Source organism: [Clostridium] citroniae WAL-17108 (assembly GCF_000233455.1).
Lineage (GTDB): Bacteria > Bacillota > Clostridia > Lachnospirales > Lachnospiraceae > Enterocloster > Enterocloster citroniae.
Map to the genome: position 1 here is coordinate 265,020 of NZ_JH376428.1, position 19,699 is coordinate 284,718.

General features: G+C 50.0%; 17 protein-coding genes, 8 tRNA genes and 1 rRNA gene. All 26 read right to left on the reverse strand.

Annotated features, from left to right (window positions below):
* The gene (locus HMPREF9469_RS24470) at positions 1 to 612 is read right to left on the reverse strand and encodes an ABC transporter ATP-binding protein (protein ID WP_007868383.1); all 612 of its coding nucleotides are present in this window, start codon (positions 610 to 612) and stop codon (positions 1 to 3) included.
* Positions 609 to 1,532, reverse strand: a complete 924-nt coding sequence (locus HMPREF9469_RS24475) for an ABC transporter ATP-binding protein (protein ID WP_007868386.1) — start codon at positions 1,530 to 1,532, stop codon at positions 609 to 611. The genes HMPREF9469_RS24470 and HMPREF9469_RS24475 overlap by 4 nt, the downstream gene beginning before the upstream one ends.
* 76 nt (positions 1,533 to 1,608) lie before the next feature.
* The gene (locus tag HMPREF9469_RS24480) at positions 1,609 to 2,442 is read right to left on the reverse strand and encodes an ABC transporter permease (protein WP_007868388.1); all 834 of its coding nucleotides are present in this window, start codon (positions 2,440 to 2,442) and stop codon (positions 1,609 to 1,611) included.
* Positions 2,442 to 3,425: an ABC transporter permease gene (locus HMPREF9469_RS24485; protein ID WP_007868389.1), complete on the reverse strand. Its 984-nt coding sequence runs from the start codon at positions 3,423 to 3,425 to the stop codon at positions 2,442 to 2,444. Before HMPREF9469_RS24485 ends, HMPREF9469_RS24480 begins: the two co-directional genes overlap by 1 nt.
* A 30-nt stretch (positions 3,426 to 3,455) precedes the next feature.
* Positions 3,456 to 5,171: an ABC transporter substrate-binding protein gene (locus tag HMPREF9469_RS24490; protein ID WP_007868391.1), complete on the reverse strand. Its 1,716-nt coding sequence runs from the start codon at positions 5,169 to 5,171 to the stop codon at positions 3,456 to 3,458.
* Positions 5,172 to 5,504: 333 nt separating this feature from the next.
* Complete coding sequence (locus HMPREF9469_RS24495; protein ID WP_007868393.1) at positions 5,505 to 6,167, reverse strand: sce7726 family protein; 663 nt, start codon at positions 6,165 to 6,167, stop codon at positions 5,505 to 5,507.
* Between the two features lie 235 nt (positions 6,168 to 6,402).
* Complete coding sequence (gene deoC / locus HMPREF9469_RS24500) at positions 6,403 to 7,038, reverse strand: deoxyribose-phosphate aldolase (RefSeq protein WP_007868395.1); 636 nt, start codon at positions 7,036 to 7,038, stop codon at positions 6,403 to 6,405.
* A 4-nt stretch (positions 7,039 to 7,042) separates the two neighbouring features.
* Positions 7,043 to 7,819: a uridine phosphorylase gene (gene udp, locus HMPREF9469_RS24505; RefSeq protein ID WP_007868398.1), complete on the reverse strand. Its 777-nt coding sequence runs from the start codon at positions 7,817 to 7,819 to the stop codon at positions 7,043 to 7,045.
* Positions 7,820 to 7,944: 125 nt separating this feature from the next.
* On the reverse strand, positions 7,945 to 8,385 hold the full coding sequence (locus HMPREF9469_RS24510) for a cytidine deaminase (RefSeq protein ID WP_007868400.1): 441 nt from the start codon (positions 8,383 to 8,385) through the stop codon (positions 7,945 to 7,947).
* Positions 8,386 to 8,398: 13 nt separating this feature from the next.
* The gene (locus tag HMPREF9469_RS24515) at positions 8,399 to 9,124 is read right to left on the reverse strand and encodes a Crp/Fnr family transcriptional regulator (protein ID WP_007868404.1); all 726 of its coding nucleotides are present in this window, start codon (positions 9,122 to 9,124) and stop codon (positions 8,399 to 8,401) included.
* Between the two features lie 35 nt (positions 9,125 to 9,159).
* Positions 9,160 to 10,302 carry a BMP family lipoprotein gene (locus HMPREF9469_RS24520; protein WP_007868417.1) on the reverse strand — a complete coding sequence of 381 codons (1,143 nt, stop codon included), beginning with the start codon at positions 10,300 to 10,302 and terminating at the stop codon, positions 9,160 to 9,162.
* Between the two features lie 45 nt (positions 10,303 to 10,347).
* On the reverse strand, positions 10,348 to 11,301 hold the full coding sequence (locus HMPREF9469_RS24525; RefSeq protein ID WP_007868420.1) for an ABC transporter permease: 954 nt from the start codon (positions 11,299 to 11,301) through the stop codon (positions 10,348 to 10,350).
* A complete protein-coding gene (locus tag HMPREF9469_RS24530; protein WP_007868422.1) occupies positions 11,298 to 12,476 on the reverse strand; it encodes an ABC transporter permease in 1,179 nt (392 codons plus the stop codon). Before HMPREF9469_RS24530 ends, HMPREF9469_RS24525 begins: the two co-directional genes overlap by 4 nt.
* Positions 12,466 to 13,998, reverse strand: coding sequence for an ABC transporter ATP-binding protein (locus tag HMPREF9469_RS24535; protein ID WP_007868425.1), 1,533 nt, complete (start codon positions 13,996 to 13,998; stop codon positions 12,466 to 12,468). Before HMPREF9469_RS24535 ends, HMPREF9469_RS24530 begins: the two co-directional genes overlap by 11 nt.
* A gap of 450 nt (positions 13,999 to 14,448) precedes the next feature.
* Entirely contained in the window at positions 14,449 to 16,302 is a 1,854-nt protein-coding gene (locus tag HMPREF9469_RS24540; RefSeq protein WP_007868427.1) for a 5'-nucleotidase C-terminal domain-containing protein, read from the reverse strand.
* A 296-nt stretch (positions 16,303 to 16,598) separates the two neighbouring features.
* On the reverse strand, positions 16,599 to 17,363 hold the full coding sequence (locus HMPREF9469_RS24545; RefSeq protein ID WP_007868429.1) for an N-acetyltransferase: 765 nt from the start codon (positions 17,361 to 17,363) through the stop codon (positions 16,599 to 16,601).
* Positions 17,364 to 17,369: 6 nt separating this feature from the next.
* Complete coding sequence (locus HMPREF9469_RS24550) at positions 17,370 to 17,765, reverse strand: VOC family protein (protein ID WP_007868432.1); 396 nt, start codon at positions 17,763 to 17,765, stop codon at positions 17,370 to 17,372.
* A gap of 283 nt (positions 17,766 to 18,048) precedes the next feature.
* Positions 18,049 to 18,128: transfer RNA gene (locus HMPREF9469_RS24555), tRNA-Leu, on the reverse strand.
* Positions 18,129 to 18,188: 60 nt separating this feature from the next.
* Positions 18,189 to 18,272, reverse strand: a tRNA-Leu gene (locus HMPREF9469_RS24560).
* Between the two features lie 10 nt (positions 18,273 to 18,282).
* Positions 18,283 to 18,355 (reverse strand) — tRNA-Val (locus HMPREF9469_RS24565).
* A 38-nt stretch (positions 18,356 to 18,393) separates the two neighbouring features.
* A tRNA-Asp gene (locus HMPREF9469_RS24570) sits at positions 18,394 to 18,467 on the reverse strand.
* Between the two features lie 45 nt (positions 18,468 to 18,512).
* Positions 18,513 to 18,586, reverse strand: a tRNA-Ile gene (locus tag HMPREF9469_RS24575).
* Between the two features lie 43 nt (positions 18,587 to 18,629).
* Positions 18,630 to 18,702: transfer RNA gene (locus tag HMPREF9469_RS24580), tRNA-Thr, on the reverse strand.
* 28 nt (positions 18,703 to 18,730) lie between these two features.
* Positions 18,731 to 18,802 (reverse strand) — tRNA-Glu (locus HMPREF9469_RS24585).
* Positions 18,803 to 18,840: 38 nt separating this feature from the next.
* Positions 18,841 to 18,913 (reverse strand) — tRNA-Asn (locus HMPREF9469_RS24590).
* 149 nt (positions 18,914 to 19,062) lie between these two features.
* Positions 19,063 to 19,699 (reverse strand): 23S ribosomal RNA (locus tag HMPREF9469_RS24595); the annotation flags it as partial.

Here is a 19,699-nt window from a genome sequence, read left to right on the forward strand (position 1 = left end):
TCAAATTTCCTCCTTTAAATCCACAATCCTGGTGCACACCCGCTCCAGCAGTTCCCCGGAGTGGCTCACCACCACCAGCCCGATCCTGCGGCGGCCAACCTCCTCCAAAAGGAAATTCCATATCTGGCTCTGTGTGATCAGGTCCAGCATGGTGCTGATCTCATCCGCCAGCAGAAACCGCGTCCTTTTACCCAATGCCCTGGCAATGCAAAACCTCTGCAGCTCCCCTCCGGAAAGCTCACCCGGGAACCGGTTCATCCAGTCCGGTTCAATTCCCAGACCATTCAGGATCCGTTCCTCCACCCCGTCCCCTTCCTTTATGACCTCCGCCATCCTGAGCCGTGGATTCACGGACATCTCCGGATGCTGCCACACCATCTGAACCGGGCAGTAGGGTCCATAGCCGGAAAGAGGCTTTCCATCCAGCAGGACACGCCCATGGTCCGGATCTTCATATCCGGCAAGTATTTTACAAAAGGTGGTCTTTCCAAATCCGCTGGGCGCCGTAATCCCTACCCGCTCATCCTGCTCCAGGCTCATGCTCACATTGTTCAGTATCTTCCTGTTTCCATTATCATATTGAAAGGAAATGTTCTCCGCCGCCAGTCTCATGGTACCGCCTTCCTACATTTTACCATACCGCCCCTATAAGAGCGATACTCTATTTCTTCCAAACAGCCGGGATCCATATGGGGACATCTGGGTCCGTACGGGCAGCCGGGTGGAAGATCCTTCACATAGGGCTGTGCGCCGGGCTCAGCCTCAAATCCATGTGCCGGCATCGCCCTGAACAAAGCCCTGGTATAAGGATGGCGCAGCCCTTCCTCCCTCTCAAAGTCAGACACGGCCGCTTCCTCCACATTGGTGCCCGCATAGAACACCACGATCCGGTCAGCCACCTCCAGCGCCAGTTCCAGGTCATGGGTGATCAGAAGCACCCCTGCCCCCTCATCCGCGATCTCCCGAAAATGTGACAACACCCGCTTGGCCGCGCTGATATGCAGACCCGGTGTGGGTTCATCCGCGATCACCAGCTTTGGTTTTTCCATCACGGCAGTGGATATCAGAATCCGCCTTGTCATTCCGCCGGAAAGCTGGAACGGATAAAGCTCTTCCGTCTCCTCCCCCAGCCCATACCTGCCGGTGACTTCCCTGCTGCGGGCTCTGGACGCCTCATCCTTATGCCCCTTTCTCACCTGGTCTCCCACCTTCATAAGGGGATCCAGATAGGAAACACTTTGGGGCACCAGGACCATCCGGTTCCCCCTCAGTTCCTTTACCCGCTTTTGTGTCAGTTCTTCCCCCTCAAAGGAAATTGTCCCCGACCATGAAGCATTGGCCGGAAGCAGCCCCATAACCGCGTGGGCCAGCAGGCTTTTTCCTGAACCGCTGGAACCCACCACGGCCACGATCTCATGTTCTTTTATATTGACGCTTAAATCCCTGATAACAGGAAGCTGCGTCTTCCTCCATCCCCTCTCATACTGGGAAAATGAGATCATCAGGTGTTCCACTGATAATATTGTCTCCATACCCCTAATCTCCTTCCATTCCCGGCCGTGTGCCGCACATCCAACGTTTATAGCGCCAAACCCATGACCCTGCGTTCTACAGATGGGCCTTATTGGGATTGGTCAGCGTCACCAGGGTGTCGCCGATAAAATGGAACAGCACCACCACAAACACCAGCAGCAGTCCCGGGAACAGGGCCAGCCACCATTTCCCCATGGTCAGATACTTCATGCTCTCAGACAGGATCACACCGATAGCCGGCTGTTCCGGGGGAAGTCCGAACCCAAGGAAGGTAATGCTTGCCTCGTGGAGGATGGCGTGTGGAAACAAAAGGACCACGCCCACCAGCACCTGCGGCAGCAGATGGGGCATCATGTGTTTCCACGCGATCCGCACTTTTCCCATTCCAAGTTTGCCCGCTATCTTAATGTACTGGCTTTCCTTCAGCTGCATGACCTCCGCTCTCAAAAGCCTTGCCAGGGATGTCCAGTGTGTCAGGGAAATCCCTATCATCACACCCCAGAATCCTTTACCGGCCGCAAAGGAAATAAGAATGAGCAAAAGGATATGGGGGATCCCCATGACCAGGTCAATGATCCCTGCCACGATCCCATCCGCCACCTTTCCCAGGCAGGCTGCCGCTGTTCCCATAAAGCAGGCGATCACCGCACTCACCGCCGCGGTCAGAATGCCGATCCTTATGCTCAGCGACAAGCCCGTGATGGTCCTCACAAACATATCGCGCCCCATCCAGTCTGTCCCAAAGGGATATTGAAGACAGGGAGCCAGATTCTTTCTAGAAAAATCCGTCACCATGGCTTCATCCGCCAGAACCCTTCCTCCCACTGTAATGGCTGCCAGCATCAGGGCTGCCATGATCAGAAACAGGAACAGGGTCTTACGCCGGTTCCACTCTGAAAACCATCCCATCACCCAGCCCTCCTTTTTCTGATCCTCGGGTCCACAACCTGGTAAAGCACATTTGCAGTGAGATTGCCCCCGAACACAATGGCGGCGCTGATCATGGTGATACCCAACAGCAGCGGCACGTCCCCTCCCAGTCCGGCCGTAACAGCAGCACGTCCCAGTCCGGGATAGGAAAACACCTGTTCCACCAGCACTGAACCGCCGAAAATTTCACTGACCGAGGCAAACTGCAGGGTCATGGCCGGAAGCAGGATATTGCGTATTCCATGCCGTTTCACGATCTCCCACTCCGACTCCCCTCTTGCCCTTGCAAACAGCACATAATCGCTCTCCATCACCTCTGCCATCTTCTCCCTTGTATGAAGGGCGATATTGGAAATGCCGGTAATGGAAAGTGCAGCCACCGGAAGGATGCCGTGGACCAGCCGGTCCCCCAGGGTGACCGCGGACGCCTCCATTCCAATGGGAACGCTGAGCCCGATGGGAAGGATCTTCAGCCACACCGCAAACACCATTAACAATACCAAGGCCAGCCAGAAAGCCGGCGTGCTGGCAGTGACAAGGGCGTACCCGGAGATCAGCTTATCTGTCAGCCTTCCCTTCCTGGCCCCTGCAGCCACCCCCAGCACAAATCCCACCACGCCGGATATCACCCAGGCCGATGCCATCAGCCACAGGGAATTGGCCAGCTTTTCCCCAATCACCTTGGAGACAGGCCGGCGGTACAGCAGGGACATCCCCATATTCCCCCGAAGGAAATCTCCTGCCCAGGACACGTACCGTTTCACAGGCAGCGTGTTCACGCCCCAGTACTCCTCAAGCTGTGCGATCTGCTCCTGGCTCATGCTTCCCAGTGCCGCCTGCCCCACATTGGTCTTTAACGGATCCAGGGGCGACACGGTCACCAGGAAAAATGCCGCAATGCTGACCAGCACAAGAAGCACGCCCAGCCGTATGATACTCCTTCCAACCTGTCTCAAACTCATGTTATCGTCCTTTCATCCAAACCACAAATCCTATTCCCAGCTCCACTGGTCCACATTATTCACAATCGTCCAGCCATGGCCATGGGGATGAAGCTTCTGGTCAGCCACCTTAAGGTTCTCCCTGGACCAGTACAGATGGTCAATGTTCACCAGCCAGATCCACGGAATATCCCCGTCCTGGGTTATCCCTGTATTTCCATCCCACTGCGCCTTTTTCCACAGCTCATAGGACTGCTCCAGATCACTGGATGCCAGAGCCTCATCCATATAGCGGTCCACGTTCTCATTGGCATAAGGGGAATACTCCGCCACACCGGAGTCCTTTATGGTGTGGTAAATATTGTAAAGTTCCATGGGCGTATGGGCGCCCCAGCCCCACATCAGCGGCTCGGCCTGAGCCCTGTCATAAGCAGTATCCCATCCCACGCCCTCTGTCTTTACCTCGATACCCACCTTTTTTAACTGGTTGGCCGTGTCTGCCGCCAATGCCTGACGCACAGAATCACTGGCAGGATACATAAGGGTCATGGATGCCCTGACGCCATCCTTTTCCCGGATCCCATCGCTGCCCGCTTTCCAGCCTGCCTCCTCCAGTATCTGCTCCGCCTTTACCGCATCACAGGTAACCTTTGCAGCGTCATTATACCAGGGCATCTTGTCACACACGCTGTAGGCCGGGCTTCCGAATCCGTTGAGCACATTGTGGATCATCTCATCCCTGTCAATGGCTAGATTGATGGCGCGCCTGACCTGCACATCGCTGGTAAAATCATTTCCCAGGGGGATACCGTCCTCATTCTTCCCTCCTGCCGAAACAGCCGGCAGGTTAAATCCCCTGTTATCCACTGTCTCAAAGGATAAAAGTTCATATCCCGGCAGGGCCTGGTCAGAGTAGGAAGCTGCTGTATACGCCAGATCCGCCTGTCCGGACATGACCGCCGCATAAGCTGCGTCTTCCTCCATGAACAGGATCGTTACCTTTTTCATCTTCGGCTCTTCCCCGTAATAACCAGGGTTTGCCTCCAGGATCACCTGCTGTCCCTTATCCCACTGTTTCAGCATATAACGGCCTGAACCCACCGGGTGTTCCCCGTATCCTGAACCGTAAGCATGTTCGGGCACGATCCCCACAATTGCCATGGTATAGGGCCAGATGGAATACGGTCTGTTCATCCTGAATTCCACCGTGGTATCATCCAGGGCAGCAGCCTCCTTCAGCATGGTAAAATCATTGACTGAGCTGGTGTCCCTCAGTGTATTATACGTAAATGCCACATCCTCTGCCGTCAGCTTTTCCCCGTCTGTAAATGACACATCATCCCGTATGGTCACGGTCCAGGTAAGTCCGTCATCGCTGGCCTCCATTCCTGTTGCCAGGTCATACCCTATTTTCAGATCCGTTGTGGTCACGGTCAACGTGCTCTGGATCAAAGGCTCATGTACATGCTCTCCCGCTCCCCATCCGTAAGCCGGGTCAAATCCCGCCTCTGGTTCCGATGTGGGCCCCATGACAACTATGACATCGTTCCTGTCCGTTCCTGCCTGTGATGCCCCCGGCTGTGATGTTCCCGGCTGTGGTGCTTCTGACTGTGCCCCTTCTGACCGTGACACTTCTGACTGTGGTGCTTCTGACTGCTGTCCATTTTCCGGCTGTCCGGTTTTACTTGCACTGTTCCCCCCACATCCGGCAGCCATCAAGGTCACTGCCAGGATCGCCGCCACGGTATAGCTTATTTGTTTCTTCATTCCCGTCCTCCTCTAAATCATGAAATGCCATCCCTGATTCCTCAGGTCCAACTGTTTTATTTTTTCTCTGCCGCCCTTTCAAGACGCACAAAAATACCAGGAAACTAGACTTATCCCTTAAGGATAAACATACCTTCCTGGTATTTTCCTGATATCATATTTGATCTGCTGCTGATCTGCTGCTTTTGATCCAAATCCACTTATGGATCATAAAGAACTTCAACTCTTTAAAGATGTTGACTTCTGTCAACCGTTAATGAAAATTATACGAAAATCTTTGTGGCACGTCAATCATTTTCTATTAAAATCCATCCATATTCTATGTTGTGACAGTCACATCATCCCACTGCGTGATCCCGTCCTCCTGCGCCGTGCTCTCCGCTTTCCCACGGTTCCCTTTTCAGATGCCGGCCTGTTCTGGCTTTTGTACTCCCGGATCACGGCTTCGATCCGTGTATAATCCCGTTCAAACAGTTCCTCGCTCACCAAAAGGGACCGCTGCTCCTCTGGAACCTTTTGGATCATTTTCTCGATCACAAAGGCCTTACTCTTTTCCTTATATCTGGGCATTTGGGTCAACTCCTGAATGTGCACCAGCTCCGGGCGCCACAAAAGGCTGAGCTTGCGTTTCCAGTTCATCTGAGGATTTTTCCCTGCCTCCCGCCGAATATAAAAATCAATCCCCTCCTGTGTCTGCTCCACTGTAATGATACCCCACCATTCAGGAACATGTTCCTGTACATGGGCCCCATGGGTGGAACCTGCCACCACGATGTTTTGGTCAAAATACCGGTCATAATCCCTGACCTGGCGTTCCAGGCGCACATAGGTGTCCGCATCACTTTTTATTTCAATCCCTATCAAACGCCCCGGAAGGACCATCACAATATCCGCCCTTGATCTTCCCACCTGTTTTTCTTCTATGATCCTCATTTTGCCATAGGTTTCCTCCAGAAAATCAAAAAGAGGTTCCCTAATATCCTTGTCATACAGCATACTTTAATCGTTTAAACTCCTCTGCCTCCGTCAGTCCGCGGGCTCCCTGCCCCTCTGACATATTCTGTAATAATTCTACTATAAACGCACAAAAAAGGACAGCCATTTCTGACCGTCCCCATTACCTTTACATCTCCATGATCCATATCCCTGCACGTTTCATATCTCTGCACATTTCATATCTCTGCACATTCCATATCCCTGCACATTCCATATCCCTGCACATTCCATATCCCTACGGTATCAGCCTGCTGGTTCCCAGCCGGTCGGCTCCCAGGGCAATAAAATCCTCCGCGTCCTGTAAAGATGCGATCCCGCCCGCGGCCTTGACCTTGACCCGGGGACCGGAGTATTTTCTCAATAGCGCCACATCCTCCCGGGTTGCTCCGCCTGTGGAAAAGCCTGTGGAGGTTTTAATATAATCCGCGCCGGACTGCGTTACCACACGGCACATTTCCTTCTTTTCATCTTCCGTTAACAGGCAGGTCTCAATGATCACCTTCAGGCATTTTCCGGCGCAGGCAGCTTTTATCTGTCTGATCTCCTCCAATACCTGTTCGTAAAGCCCTTCCTTTACCATCCCGATATTAATGACCATATCGATCTCATCCGCGCCGTTCCTGACCGCGTCCTCTGTCTCAAACACTTTAGCGGCCGTGGTCATATTGCCGTTGGGGAATCCGATGACCGTGCAGATGGCCAGATTTTCCCCTGTATACTCCTTGGCGCGCTTCACATAGCAGGGCGGGATGCATACGGAAGCAGTTGCATGTTCCATTCCCTCCCTGCAAAGCGTCTCGATCTGTTCCCATGTGGCGGTCTGCTTTAACAGCGTATGATCCACCCTGCCCAAAATATCCTTCTTTTCCATGTTATCAGCTCCTGTCTTCCTTGATCAGCCTGCGGATGGCTTCCACCGCCACCTTGATCGCAGCCTCGGTGTCATGTACAATGGGATTATCCAGCCCCGCATTCTGCCGTTCCTGGTTACCCACCACCAGGAAATCGGAGCCGCAGCGCACGCGCAGATGGCTTGCTGCAATAAATAAAGCCGCGGATTCCATCTCAGACGCCTTGCATCCCATGCGCTTCCATGCCTCCCACTTATTGAGGAGCTCATAGCTTACCGGCATCCTTTCCGGTTCATGCTGTCCGTAAAATGCATCCTTGCACTCCACAACCCCTGCATGATAGGTATATCCCAATGCCTTTGCCGCTGAAACCAGCGCGTTGGTCACATCCAGGTCCGCCACCGCGGGATATTCGATGGGGGCGTATTCCTTGCTGGTTCCCTCCATACGGATGGCTCCCGTGGCAACTACGATGTCCCCGCCTTTTACATTCATCTCCATCCCGCCGCAGGTTCCCACCCGGATAAATGTGTCCGCGCCGCACAGCACCAGCTCCTCCAGGGCAATGGACGCGGAGGGGCCGCCGATACCGGTTGAGGTCACACTGACCTTCTCCCCGTCCAGCCAGCCTGTATATGTGATATATTCCCTGCTGTCCGCTACCAACCGGGCATTGTCAAAATGCTTTGCGATTTTCTCACAGCGCTTCGGGTCCCCCGGCATGATCACATAGCGGCCCACATCGCCTTTTCTAATCTGTAAATGATATTGTAATCCTTCTTCTCCAGAATAATTCTGCATGCTGCTTCTCTCCTCACAAGGGCGTGTCTTAACATTGGTTTTGCCAGCTGCACGTCCGATCCTCTTATTCTTTTCCACGTCTTTTGATCGTGGGCTTTCCTATGATGTTTTAGGCAGAGCGGCCGTCATTTGCGGGAATCCGCAGGCACTGCCTCCTTCAGGTTATCCGGCCCAAAACCCAATGGCAGCAGTTCTTCCAGAAGGAACGTCCTCACCTTGCCACCGCCGTTTTCCAGAATGATCCTGAAGGTTTTTGGATCGCAGAATTCCATCATTACCTGACGGCAGACTCCACAAGGGGCACACATCTCCCCTGTCCGGCCTTCCCCGGGACCACCCACGATCGCAATGGCTTCAAATTCCCGTTCTCCCTCTGATACTGCTTTAAAAAACGCGGTGCGTTCCGCACAGTTGGTGGGACCATAGGAGGCATTCTCAATATTGCATCCGAGATAAACCGTTCCTGATCTTGTAAGAAGCGCTGCCCCTACCCTGAAACCTGAATATGGGGTATATGCCTGTTCCCTGCCTTTGCAGGCCAACTCTATCAGCTCTGTTTCATTCATCCTTTATTCCTCCCTACTGCTCGATGATCTTGGATATGAACCCCCGTATCATTTCATACTGTTCCATATCAATGGATATTTTATTTCCCTGGCGTGAGATCCATCCGTCATCCTCAAACTTTTTTACTGCCCGGTTCACTGTCTTTACACACAGACCGGAGGAATCCGAGAGTTCCTGCCTTGTACTGCTGATCTGAAGCACGCCGTTCTTCTCATATTTCTGGTACATGTCCATCAGCAGCAGCGCCAGACGGTCGGAACCCTGAAGAAACAGATAGGCCCGGCTGCTTCTCCCCTGTTCCAGGAGATATTCCCCAATGGCCTTTGCCTCCTGCTTCAGGGCGCGTATATCTGTCCTGAGCCACTCCGCGAATTTGTCCCTGGGTATCTTCACAAAGGTACAGGGGGTTACCGTCTGGAGGGTGGTCTTGTAGGTATCCAGATCCATCACCACCTCCATCCCGCCCATGGCATACAGGCCTTCAAACCGCATAAAGTCAAAGGCGATTCCGTATATACGGTAATCCACGGCCTTGATCACGCCCTTTCCGATAAAGAAAATGGCGTCCGCCGGTGCATTTTCCTTGACAAATATAACGTCCTTGTCCATCTCGACAATCCGGAAGGAGTCCATCAGCCAGGCCGGGGCGCTGCAAAAATAATCCTCAAACTGCTGTCTCCGTCCCTTATCCAATTCATTCAAAAAAGGCAATGCCCTGCACAAACTGCTCATGTCCATGCTGATAGTCCTCCTGATTCCCAATTGTACTTATATTACTTGATCAAATCAACCTTCACGATGTCGGTTGGAACAGCACTGGCCTGCGTTGCAACCGTGTCATTGGCAACCTGAATGGTTCCGTCCTTCAGCATCTCATACAGCTCATCATACTTTTCCTGGGTAAACACCTTAAACTTGGATGTCTCCATGGGGAGCATGATGCCGTTTTCCTTTGCATCCAGTGTCACTGACTTTCCGCCCTCAAAGTTTCCGTCATAATATCCTGCAACCGCATCATAAACAGAATCGCCCAGATTCTTCATGGCTGAGGTGATAACGGTAGCAGACTCGGAAGACTGATCCACGTCCACGCCGATCACCACTTTGCCTGCGGACTCCGCAGCCTTCATAACAGAGTTGCCCACACCGCCGCCGCAGGCGAAAATGCACTCGGTCCCTTCATTATACCACGCTGCCGCCTTGGCATTGTTCTCCGGTGACGCGTCAAAATTTCCAACGTATGTATACTTAACTGAAACACTTCCCGGCTCAAGCCCCATCTCCTTGGCAGCCGCGTCCGCGCCCTGGATGAAACCGTAGCCGTAACGGATCACTGCAGGAACAGCAATACCGCCCATGAAACCTAACTGAGTATACCCTTCCGTCACAGCCGCATAGCCTGCCAGGTATCCGGCCTGCTCCTCCGCATAGAAGATTGACAAAACATTGCTTTCAATCTTAACATCATCGCCGGACTTAGGTTCCGCATCAATGATAATGAACTTAATATCAGGATACTTAGTCTGTGACTCATAGATGGGAACCTCGAACAGGAAGCCCGGTGTCACGATCACCTTTGCCCCGCCTTTTACAGCAAGGTTGATGGAGTTGATACAAGCCTCATCCGACTTTTCATTGGGCTTATAATACTTGCAGGTCAGGTTGTTGTCCTTGGCATATGCTTCAAGTCCCTCCCATGAACCCTGGTTAAATGACTTGTCGTCAATGGTACCTACGTCCGTGATCAGGGCCAGTTCATATCCCTCCTGGGAACTGCCTGCTTCTGCGCCGCTCTCAGCCGCTGTCCCGGCGCTGTTGGAATCCGTGTTGCCGGAAGCTCCCGGTTTCTGTACACACCCGGCAAGACTTGCCGCCATGGCTGCTGCCAATACCACACTTAATAAACGTTTCTTCATTTTTACTTCCTCCATTTTACTATTTATTTTAATTAATTGAAATCACTATCTGCTTCCCTTGTCATATGGGATCCCCTCTGCCCTGGGCGCCTGGGATGCCTTGGATAAAAATGCCAGAACGATCAGGGTTGCGATATAAGGGATCATCTTATATACCTCATTGGGTATGGGCAGGGATTTTAACACCGGTATGGCCGAATAAGCGCTGGCCAGCGTCTTCATGATGCCGAAGAAAAATGCCGCCATCAGTATTTTGTTGCTTCTCCACTGACCAAAGATCAATACCGCGATTGCCAGGAAACCGTAACCGGCCACGCTGGCATTAAAGTTGGTGGATGTTGGGATCACGAATACCAGGCCTCCGATCCCACCCAGCACACCGGATATGATGACCCCGGCGTAGCGGATCTTTACCACGTTCACACCCACGGAATCCGCCGCACCGGGATGCTCGCCGCACGCCCGAAGCCTCAGTCCGAACCGTGTGCGCTTGATCACAAATGCTGCCGCAATAAAGATCAGGATCCCCAGATAAGTGGTGATGTAACAGTTTTTAAAGAACATATCTCCCAGCACCGGAATATCCCCCAGCACCGGCACCTTATCAATATGAAACGTGTCATTAAACTGGATCTGCTGCACTCCCTGGATCATCCGCGCCGTGAAAATAGCAAAGGCAGGCGCGAACATGTTCAGGGCCGTACCGCTGATGGTCTGGTCCGCTTTCATGTTGATGGCTGCAAATGCATGGAGCAGTGAGAAAATTCCTCCGGCCACTCCCACGATCAGAATGGTCAAAAGCAGCAGTCCCTGTCCGCTCATCCTGTCCTGGAAGGTATTGATGAAAAAGATTCCCACAAAGGCTCCCATTACCATAATGCCCTCAAGGGCAATGTTGATCACGCCGCTGCGCTCCGAGTACATTGCACCAATGGCCACAATCAGAAGCGGAATTGCAAAATACATGGTCTGCTGTACAACAAAATACAATACGCTCATCGCGTGCCCTCCTTTCCGGTCTTAACCCCCGGCTCCTGCTTCTTTGCTCCATCTGCATCTTTAGTTCCGGCTGCCTTACCCGCCTCCGACTTTTTTGACTTGCGCATCTGGATCTTATAGATCAGTGTGCGGAACAAAAGAGACAGCGCGCCGCAGTAGATGATGGCCGCAATTATGATATCGATCACTTCCGGCACAAAATCAAAGAGCTGCATATTGTACCCGCCCACTGTGATGTGTCCGATAAACAGTCCCGCAAACAGGATCCCCACGGGATTGGAAAGCCCCAGAAGGGCAACTGATATTCCTGAAAAACCTTCCGGCGCGATCACATCCAGCACCTGCATATATTTTCCCGAATTAGCCAGGTATAAAAGGGCTCCGCCAATTCCTGAAAGCGCTCCTGCGATCACCATGGACAGTACAATGTTCCGCTTTTCGTTAATACCCGCATATTTGCTGGCGTCAGGATTCTTGCCGCAGGCTTTGAGTTCATATCCGAAGGTAGTCTTATTCAGTATGACATAGATCAGGATAACGAACAGGATCGCTATAAGGATCCCCACATTGATGTTGGTCCCGGGAAAGAGGCGGTCCAGACCGGCCTTGGGTAAATTAGCCCCTGCCGCCACTGGAAGTGTCTGGTTCTTAACCTGGTCATATACGGTCTTCTGGATCAGCATGTTAACAAGGTACATGCCGATATAGTTCATCATGATGGAGGCGATCACCTCATTTACATTAAAAAATGCTTTTAAGAATCCTGGTACAAACCCCCAAATGGCACCGGCCAGCAATGCTGCCATGAGCGCCACAAGGCAATGGACGCCTGCCGGAAGAAAGGTGAACTTAACTCCCACAAATACCGCTGCGAAAGCCCCTGCCGTAAACTGCCCCGAGGAACCGATATTAAAAAGTCCTGTCTTAAATGCAAACCCCACGGAAAGTCCCGTCATAATGATCGGTGTTGCCAGGTAAAGCATTTGCCCGATCCCCTGGATCCCATCTGTAAATCCTCCCTGAAGCACCATCATGAACCCATAAAAAGCCTGTCCGGGATTGCTGGCAAAAAGGATGATCAAGCCGAATAGAAGCCCGCAGATGATCGCAAGAATGGAGGAACTGAAATTTACGATCCCCTCTCCATGAAACAGATTCCTACACTTATCTTTCATACTCCACACTCCTTTTTGCTCCAGCCATATACAGGCCCAGTTCCTCTGTGGTAATTTCCCCGGGATTCAGATCCCCCACAATCTCCCCTTCATACATCACCAGGATCCGGTCGCTGATATTCATGACCTCATCCAGTTCCAGGGATATCAGCAAAACAGCTTTTCCTGCGTCCCTCTGGGCGATCAGCTGTTCATGGATATACTCAATGGCTCCCACATCCAGTCCCCGGACCGGCTGCACTGCTATGACGATCTCAGGATTGCGGTCCAGCTCCCTTGCAATAATCGCTTTCTGCTGGTTTCCGCCCGACATCCCCCTCACAATACTCTTTTCGCCCTGGCCGGAGCGGATGTCAAACTTTTGGATCAGGACTTTGGCATATTCCCTTATGGCGTCAAACCTGAGGAATCCATGTCTCTGAAACCGCCTTGTGTAATAGGACTGAAGCACGAGATTTTCCTCCAGTGTATCATCCAGTACCAAACCGTGCTTATGCCGGTCCTCAGGAATATGGGCCATGCCGTCCAGACATTTCTGCCGGATGGATTCCTTTGTGATATTCTTTCCATTGAGGATCACCTCCCCCTTTTCCACGGGCATCAGTCCTGTAATCCCATAGACCAGTTCCGACTGACCGTTACCGTCAATACCGGCCACACAGAGGATCTCCCCTTTTCTTACCTGGAAGGAAACATCTCTGACAGAATCCTTTCCTGAATGCCTGGATTTTATGGTCAGGTTCTTCACCTCCAGGACGGCATTCCCAGGATCCATGTCCTGCTTTTCAATAATGAAATTCACTTTCCTGCCAACCATCATTTCAGACATTGCTTCCTTGGAAGTCTCCGCCACATCGATGGTCCCAATATATTTCCCTTTGCGCAGAACGCTGCACCGGTCCGCCACTTCCTTGATCTCATTTAGTTTATGGGTGATAAAAATAATGGACTTTCCTTCCTTTACCAGCTGTTTCATCACCTTCATCAGTTCGCTGATCTCCTGGGGTGTCAGCACGGCCGTGGGTTCATCGAAGATCAGGATCTCATTGTCGCAGTAAAGCATTTTCAGGATCTCAACTCTCTGCTGCATGCCCACTGTAATGTCTTCTATATAAGCATCAGGGTCAATTTTAAACTTATACCGTTCGCTCAGCTCCACCACCCGTTTCCTGGCTTCATCCATCTTGAGAATGCCCATGTTTGTGGTTTCCCTGCCCAGCACGATACTTTCCAGGACCGTAAAATTATGTACTAATTTAAAATGCTGGTGAACCATCCCAATCCCCAACGCATTGGCATCATTGGGATTGTCGATCTTTACCTTTTTCCCGTTCATGAGGATTTCTCCCTCCTCCGGCTGGTACAAACCAAAGAGGACACTCATAAGGGTAGATTTTCCCGCCCCATTCTCCCCAAGCAGCGCATGTATTTCCCCTTTTCTCACCTTCAGGGTAATATCATCATTGGCTTTAAAACTTCCAAACTGCTTGGTAATGTGGTTCATCTCAATTACATATTCCACATCCGTACCTTCCTTTCACTGTAAATTGATCCATCAAACTGATCCATCAAAGTAATCCTTTAAAGTAATCCTTTAAAATAATCCTTTAAAATAATCCTTTAAAATAATTTCTCAAAATCCGTTCCTCAAAACAACGTTTTGTTCTGCAACAATATTAAAACATTTGTGAAATTTGCAAAAGGACTCCAGTCCTTTTTTGAGTATTAATTTGTTTTTCAGTTATTTTATCCATAAATTACGTCTTACATTTATGCAATATGCACATATTTTTAATATGCTTTTTATCAATGATCATGGCGGCTAATAAACAGATCCATAATTTCTGTCCAGTTAGCAAAATAAAATAGCGTCCCCGGCTTTGGTTCCCCCCTTAAGGAAAACCGCTACCGGAAAACGCTATCTTATATTTCTGCAATCATTATTTCTGCCTGGGACTGCGATACAAGCTCCCTACTTTTTTAAATCCTCCACTGTCACCGACTTCACATTGGGAGTCCTCTGGTCATCTGACATGGGAATGGATATTTTTCCTTCTTTTACCAATTCCACTGCCTTATTATGATCTTCCTCATTCCAGGTATTCCCGGTGATCTTCCAGTTATGGTCAACCTCAGGAACGAGCACTCCGTTTTTTACATTTACAATATAATCCGCGATCAGCTCCCTGACCCCGCCTATATTTCCTTTGACATCCATTTCCAAAAGCTCCGGAAGCACTTCCCCCTCCTGGTATACGGTGCCGTAATTGAGCAGTTGGGTACCGGCCCTGTAATTATTGACCGCCACTATGAATACATCGTCATCCAGAACCGGAGTCCCGTCCTTCTTAGTCAGGTTTTCGATCCGGCTGCCCGGTTCCTCTGACACGTTGATCTCATAATTAACTCCTGCAAACATATCATAATTAAACATACGGATATCCGGATTAAACGAAACCGTCAGATCCCCATCCATGTATGTATTATAATATTCCGCACTCCACTCCATGTAGGTTCTCAGCTGTTTGCCGGTCATTCTCAGCTTGTACAGCGTATTCGTGTATTTATAGATCAGCGAAACATCTGACTTCTTAATATCCCTTGCTCTCAGATTTGAGTCCTCATTAAACAAAGCTGCCGCAGAAACATCCGCATCCGTATAGTACATCTGAACCTGGTTGATAAGGTCCAGCATGGCTGTGTCTTCAATGGCTGCCTGGGGAATCCCTGGAATCTCATTTTCCGGCGCAAGGTCGCCGCCCTCTAACCTTCCAATGACAGTGTTAGCCACCTCTTTCGCACGTTTATCGTATGGCTCCAGCTCTGCCATTAACTCGGCTTCCGGCTCATATCCGCTGATCTCAATGCTCTTTGAATCCCTGTCTGTGACCTGATAATTACCATTTTCATCCTTTTCCAGGATAATATCAATCTGGGCCATGGTTTGGGCGCTGTTCTTATTTTCTACCACAAGCACATTGTTTATAAGCTTTCCTTCCACCAGCTTGTGCTCATGGGCAGCCAGGATCACATCCAGCTCCGGGCACTTCTCGGCTAGATCCGTGACACCGGAATCCGGCACATCATACTCATTATCCTCCCCCATATGCTCTACTGCGATTAACAGGTCCACTTTTCCTTCCAGTTCGTCAATGGCCTTTTTCGTTTCATCCACCGGGTTAGTAACCGTGCACCCCTGCAGATTGACAGAGTCCCACTTGGTAATGTTGGGGGTCACCATTCCAATCAGGCCGATTTTAACTCCCCCTTTTTCTATCACTGTGTATGGATCCGCAATGGCCTTCCCTTCCTGGTCAAATACATTTCCCGTAAGGATTTTTGCATGGTTCTGGGAAAGGATCCGCTTTAATGTATCCATCCCATAATTGTATTCATGATTGCCGGTCACGCATACATCATAACCTACTCTGTTCATGGCCAGGATCATTGGATGTATCTCATCCTCAATAAACAGGTCGGCAGAATTGTCCTGGATCACATCCCCCACATCAACTACCAGCGTATTCTCATTGCGCAGTTCTTTGACAGCGGTAGCCACCTGTGCCACACTACCTGACATGCTCTCTTCATTCAGAGCATAGTCATAGGGAACAAACTTCCCATGCATATCACTGGTAGCCAGGATCCGGATCTGCACCGCCTCATTCCCCTTTTCCTCAGCCGCATCCGCCTGTGTCCCCTCTGTCGTCCCCGGCGCAGTTGATTCATTTCCCAGATCAGTATTCGCGGCCGGCTTTTTTGCACACCCTATCCCCGATAATGCCACTGTCAATACCAACATCATACTCAGAACAGCCTTTTTCATATTACTTCCTCCAAATTAATTATTTTCCTCTACGGAGATCATGGATTTTACAGAGATCATGGGTTTTACCATCTATTATCATGCAGCAAACCATAATCACCACAGGAGCTGTTCTTAATATTAAATTATATGTGCATTTTTTTATAGGACTGGTGTCCGATTTTGGATCAAAAATATTTATTTGTTACTTTATGCTATTATTAAGGATTATTTTTGTACATATATACCATATCGCTATTGACTTAAATAACTGTATTTCTGCAGAATAATTCTGTAGAATACTCCTGCCTTTTCCCTTACCTTTCTCTGATACGCTCCCACAGCTTTGCAAAACTCTTCTCCGACAACACCTCATTGGTAACAAACTTCCCATTATAAAACAAGGCGTAGGTGGTGAACAACACAGGCGCTGACTGTGCGGCCTCCCTTGAATCTATCTTATGAAGCCTGTACTCCATACCCTGGCCCTTAATAATATCGGCCAAGAGCGGCGCATACTTCTCTGTGTGAGGACATTGGTTAGAATAATAGAGGACCCAGCCCATCTCATCAATCCTGCCGTCCTTGGCGCATGCTTTCACCCACGGCACGCCGGCCTCACTGTCAAAAGGCAGATACAGCAGTTCAAAATAAGGGCTGGATGTATCTGCCAGTTTGAAGCCTTTATGCCTCATAAATCCCGGATCAGACAAAAAAGGCATTTTCTTCTTGGAAGAAATGCAGACCAATCCCAGCTTTCCCTTGTCTTTACTGTCCTGAATGCACTGTTCCATCAGGCTGTCCCCGTATCCCTTACCCTTATATTGGCCGGAAGCCCACAGACAGTCAATATACATATATCCCTTGGCCTCAATGGGCGCCCAGGCGTATTCAGCCGGTATATATTCAATAAAAACCTTTCCGCGCACATCCAGCTTATTAAAAACAAGTCCCTCCTGCAGTCTGTCCCGAAGCCATGCTTTCTTTGATGCCACGCAGTTCTCCCCTTTTTTATCGGAAATGCAGCAGCATATATGTTCCTTATCCAGGTTGTCCATTGTTATGCGTTTAAATTCTTCCATCGTACCTTAATCTCCCTTCACAAATGAACCGATCTCCACCAGATTTCCCTCCGGGTCCGCCACGTAGCAGGTACGCTGTCCCCAAGGTTCTGTTGTAGGTGCCATGACAGAGACCGCGCCCTTTGCCACCACCGTCTTAAAAGTCTCATCCACGGCTTTATAATCATCAACACTCAGTGCAATCTCAAAATGCCCATTCACCTGATCCGCATATTGGAACTGCTTCCCCGTCATACTCTCAAAATCCCTTCTGCCATAAAACAAAAACAGAGTCCCATCCTTTTCCAAAAACACATTACTGCAATTCTCGTCTTCCTTAATCTCAAATCCAAGCACATCCCGGTAAAACCGTATCATCGTCCCCATGTCCTTAACAAAAATACCAAATCCATCTAATTTCATATGTCGCTCTCCTTTAATTCACTGTTCCCTAGTCCGTTCTTCTTTAAGTCATTCTTCTTTAAACATTTTTTGCCTTAAACATATGTTAAAATTACACTGGCTTTTTTATTATAACAGGTCAAACATGACAACTATATGTCATATTATAAACAGACCTTATGATCCATTCAAAATTGGCCCCGCCATACAACACAGAATGCCGTACATCAAATGCAACATCTCAATATGCAACATCTCAAAAAATGTAACAAAAAAGAGCCTTATAAAATAAGACTCTATCGCATGCGGCTAACAGGACTCGAACCTGCACGGTCTCCCAATGGGACCTAAACCCATCGTGTCTGCCAATTCCACCATAGCCGCTAACCCAATATAATTACAAGAAAAGTCCCAATACCTTTCAGCATCAGAACTTAATTGCAATGCGGGTGGCCGGACTTGAACCGGCACGGTATCGCTACCGAGGGATTTTAAGTCCCTTGTGTCTGCCTATTCCACCACACCCGCATAATACAAATGGGGCCTACAGGGCTCGAACCTGTGACCCTCTGCTTGTAAGGCAGATGCTCTCCCAGCTGAGCTAAGACCCCAAAATGCATATAAATTGTGTCGCATTATAAAATGCAAACGACCCGGAACGGGTTCGAACCGTCGACCTCCGCCGTGACAGGGCGGCGCTCTAACCAGCTGAGCCACCGGGCCATTATGTTGATTATATAGTTCTCAATCTGCTTTAGTTAGGAAGAGTGGACCTTCGGGGACTCGAACCCAGGACCGACCGGTTATGAGCCGGTTGCTCTAACCAACTGAGCTAAAGGTCCGAACTATATTATCTTTAATTTTGATTACTGCTTTTACAGTAAAAGCCGATGATCGGACTCGAACCGATAACCTGCTGATTACAAATCAGCTGCTCTGCCAATTGAGCCACATCGGCATATCTTTGATGAACACATTCGTTCAAATGACCCCAACGAGATTCGAACTCGTGTTACCGCCGTGAAAGGGCGATGTCTTAACCGCTTGACCATGGGGCCTAAATTAGGTAGTGGTCGCCATGGACTTCCACTAAAAACTCCCCGAGTAGGACTTGAACCTACGACAGCGCGGTTAACAGCCGCGTGCTCTACCGACTGAGCTATCGAGGAATACTGATACTTTCAGCTGTTTCTTAAGCTGACCAAATTATTATACAATAAATTCAGTCAAATATCAAGTACAATTTAAACAATTTACGTACCTTCAAAACCACATATTGAAAACCGAATTGAAACTTCCTTCTTTTCCCCTAAACCTTTTGGTTAAGCCCTCGACCGATTAGTATTAGTCAGCTACATACATTACTGCACTTCCACCTCTAACCTATCTACCTCGTCTTCTTCAAGGGGTCTTACTCTTGCGATGGGATATCTCATCTTGAGGGGGGCTTCACGCTTAGATGCCTTCAGCGTTTATCCCGTCCAGACTTGGCTACTCTGCCATGGCCTTGGTAAGCCAACAGATACACCAGCGGTCTGTCCATCCTGGTCCTCTCGTACTAAGGACAGCTCCTCTCAAATATCCTACGCCCGCGCCGGATAGGGACCGAACTGTCTCACGACGTTCTGAACCCAGCTCGCGTACCGCTTTAATGGGCGAACAGCCCAACCCTTGGGACCTGCTACAGCCCCAGGATGCGATGAGCCGACATCGAGGTGCCAAACCACTCCGTCGATGTGAACTCTTGGGAGTGATAAGCCTGTTATCCCCAGGGTAGCTTTTATCCGTTGAGCGATGGCAATCCCACTTTCATACCACCGGATCACTAAGTCCTACTTTCGTACCTGCTCGACCCGTCAGTCTCGCAGTCAAGCTCCCTTATGCCTTTGCACTCTTTGGATGGTTTCCAACCATCCTGAGGGAACCTTTGAGCGCCTCCGATACCCTTTCGGAGG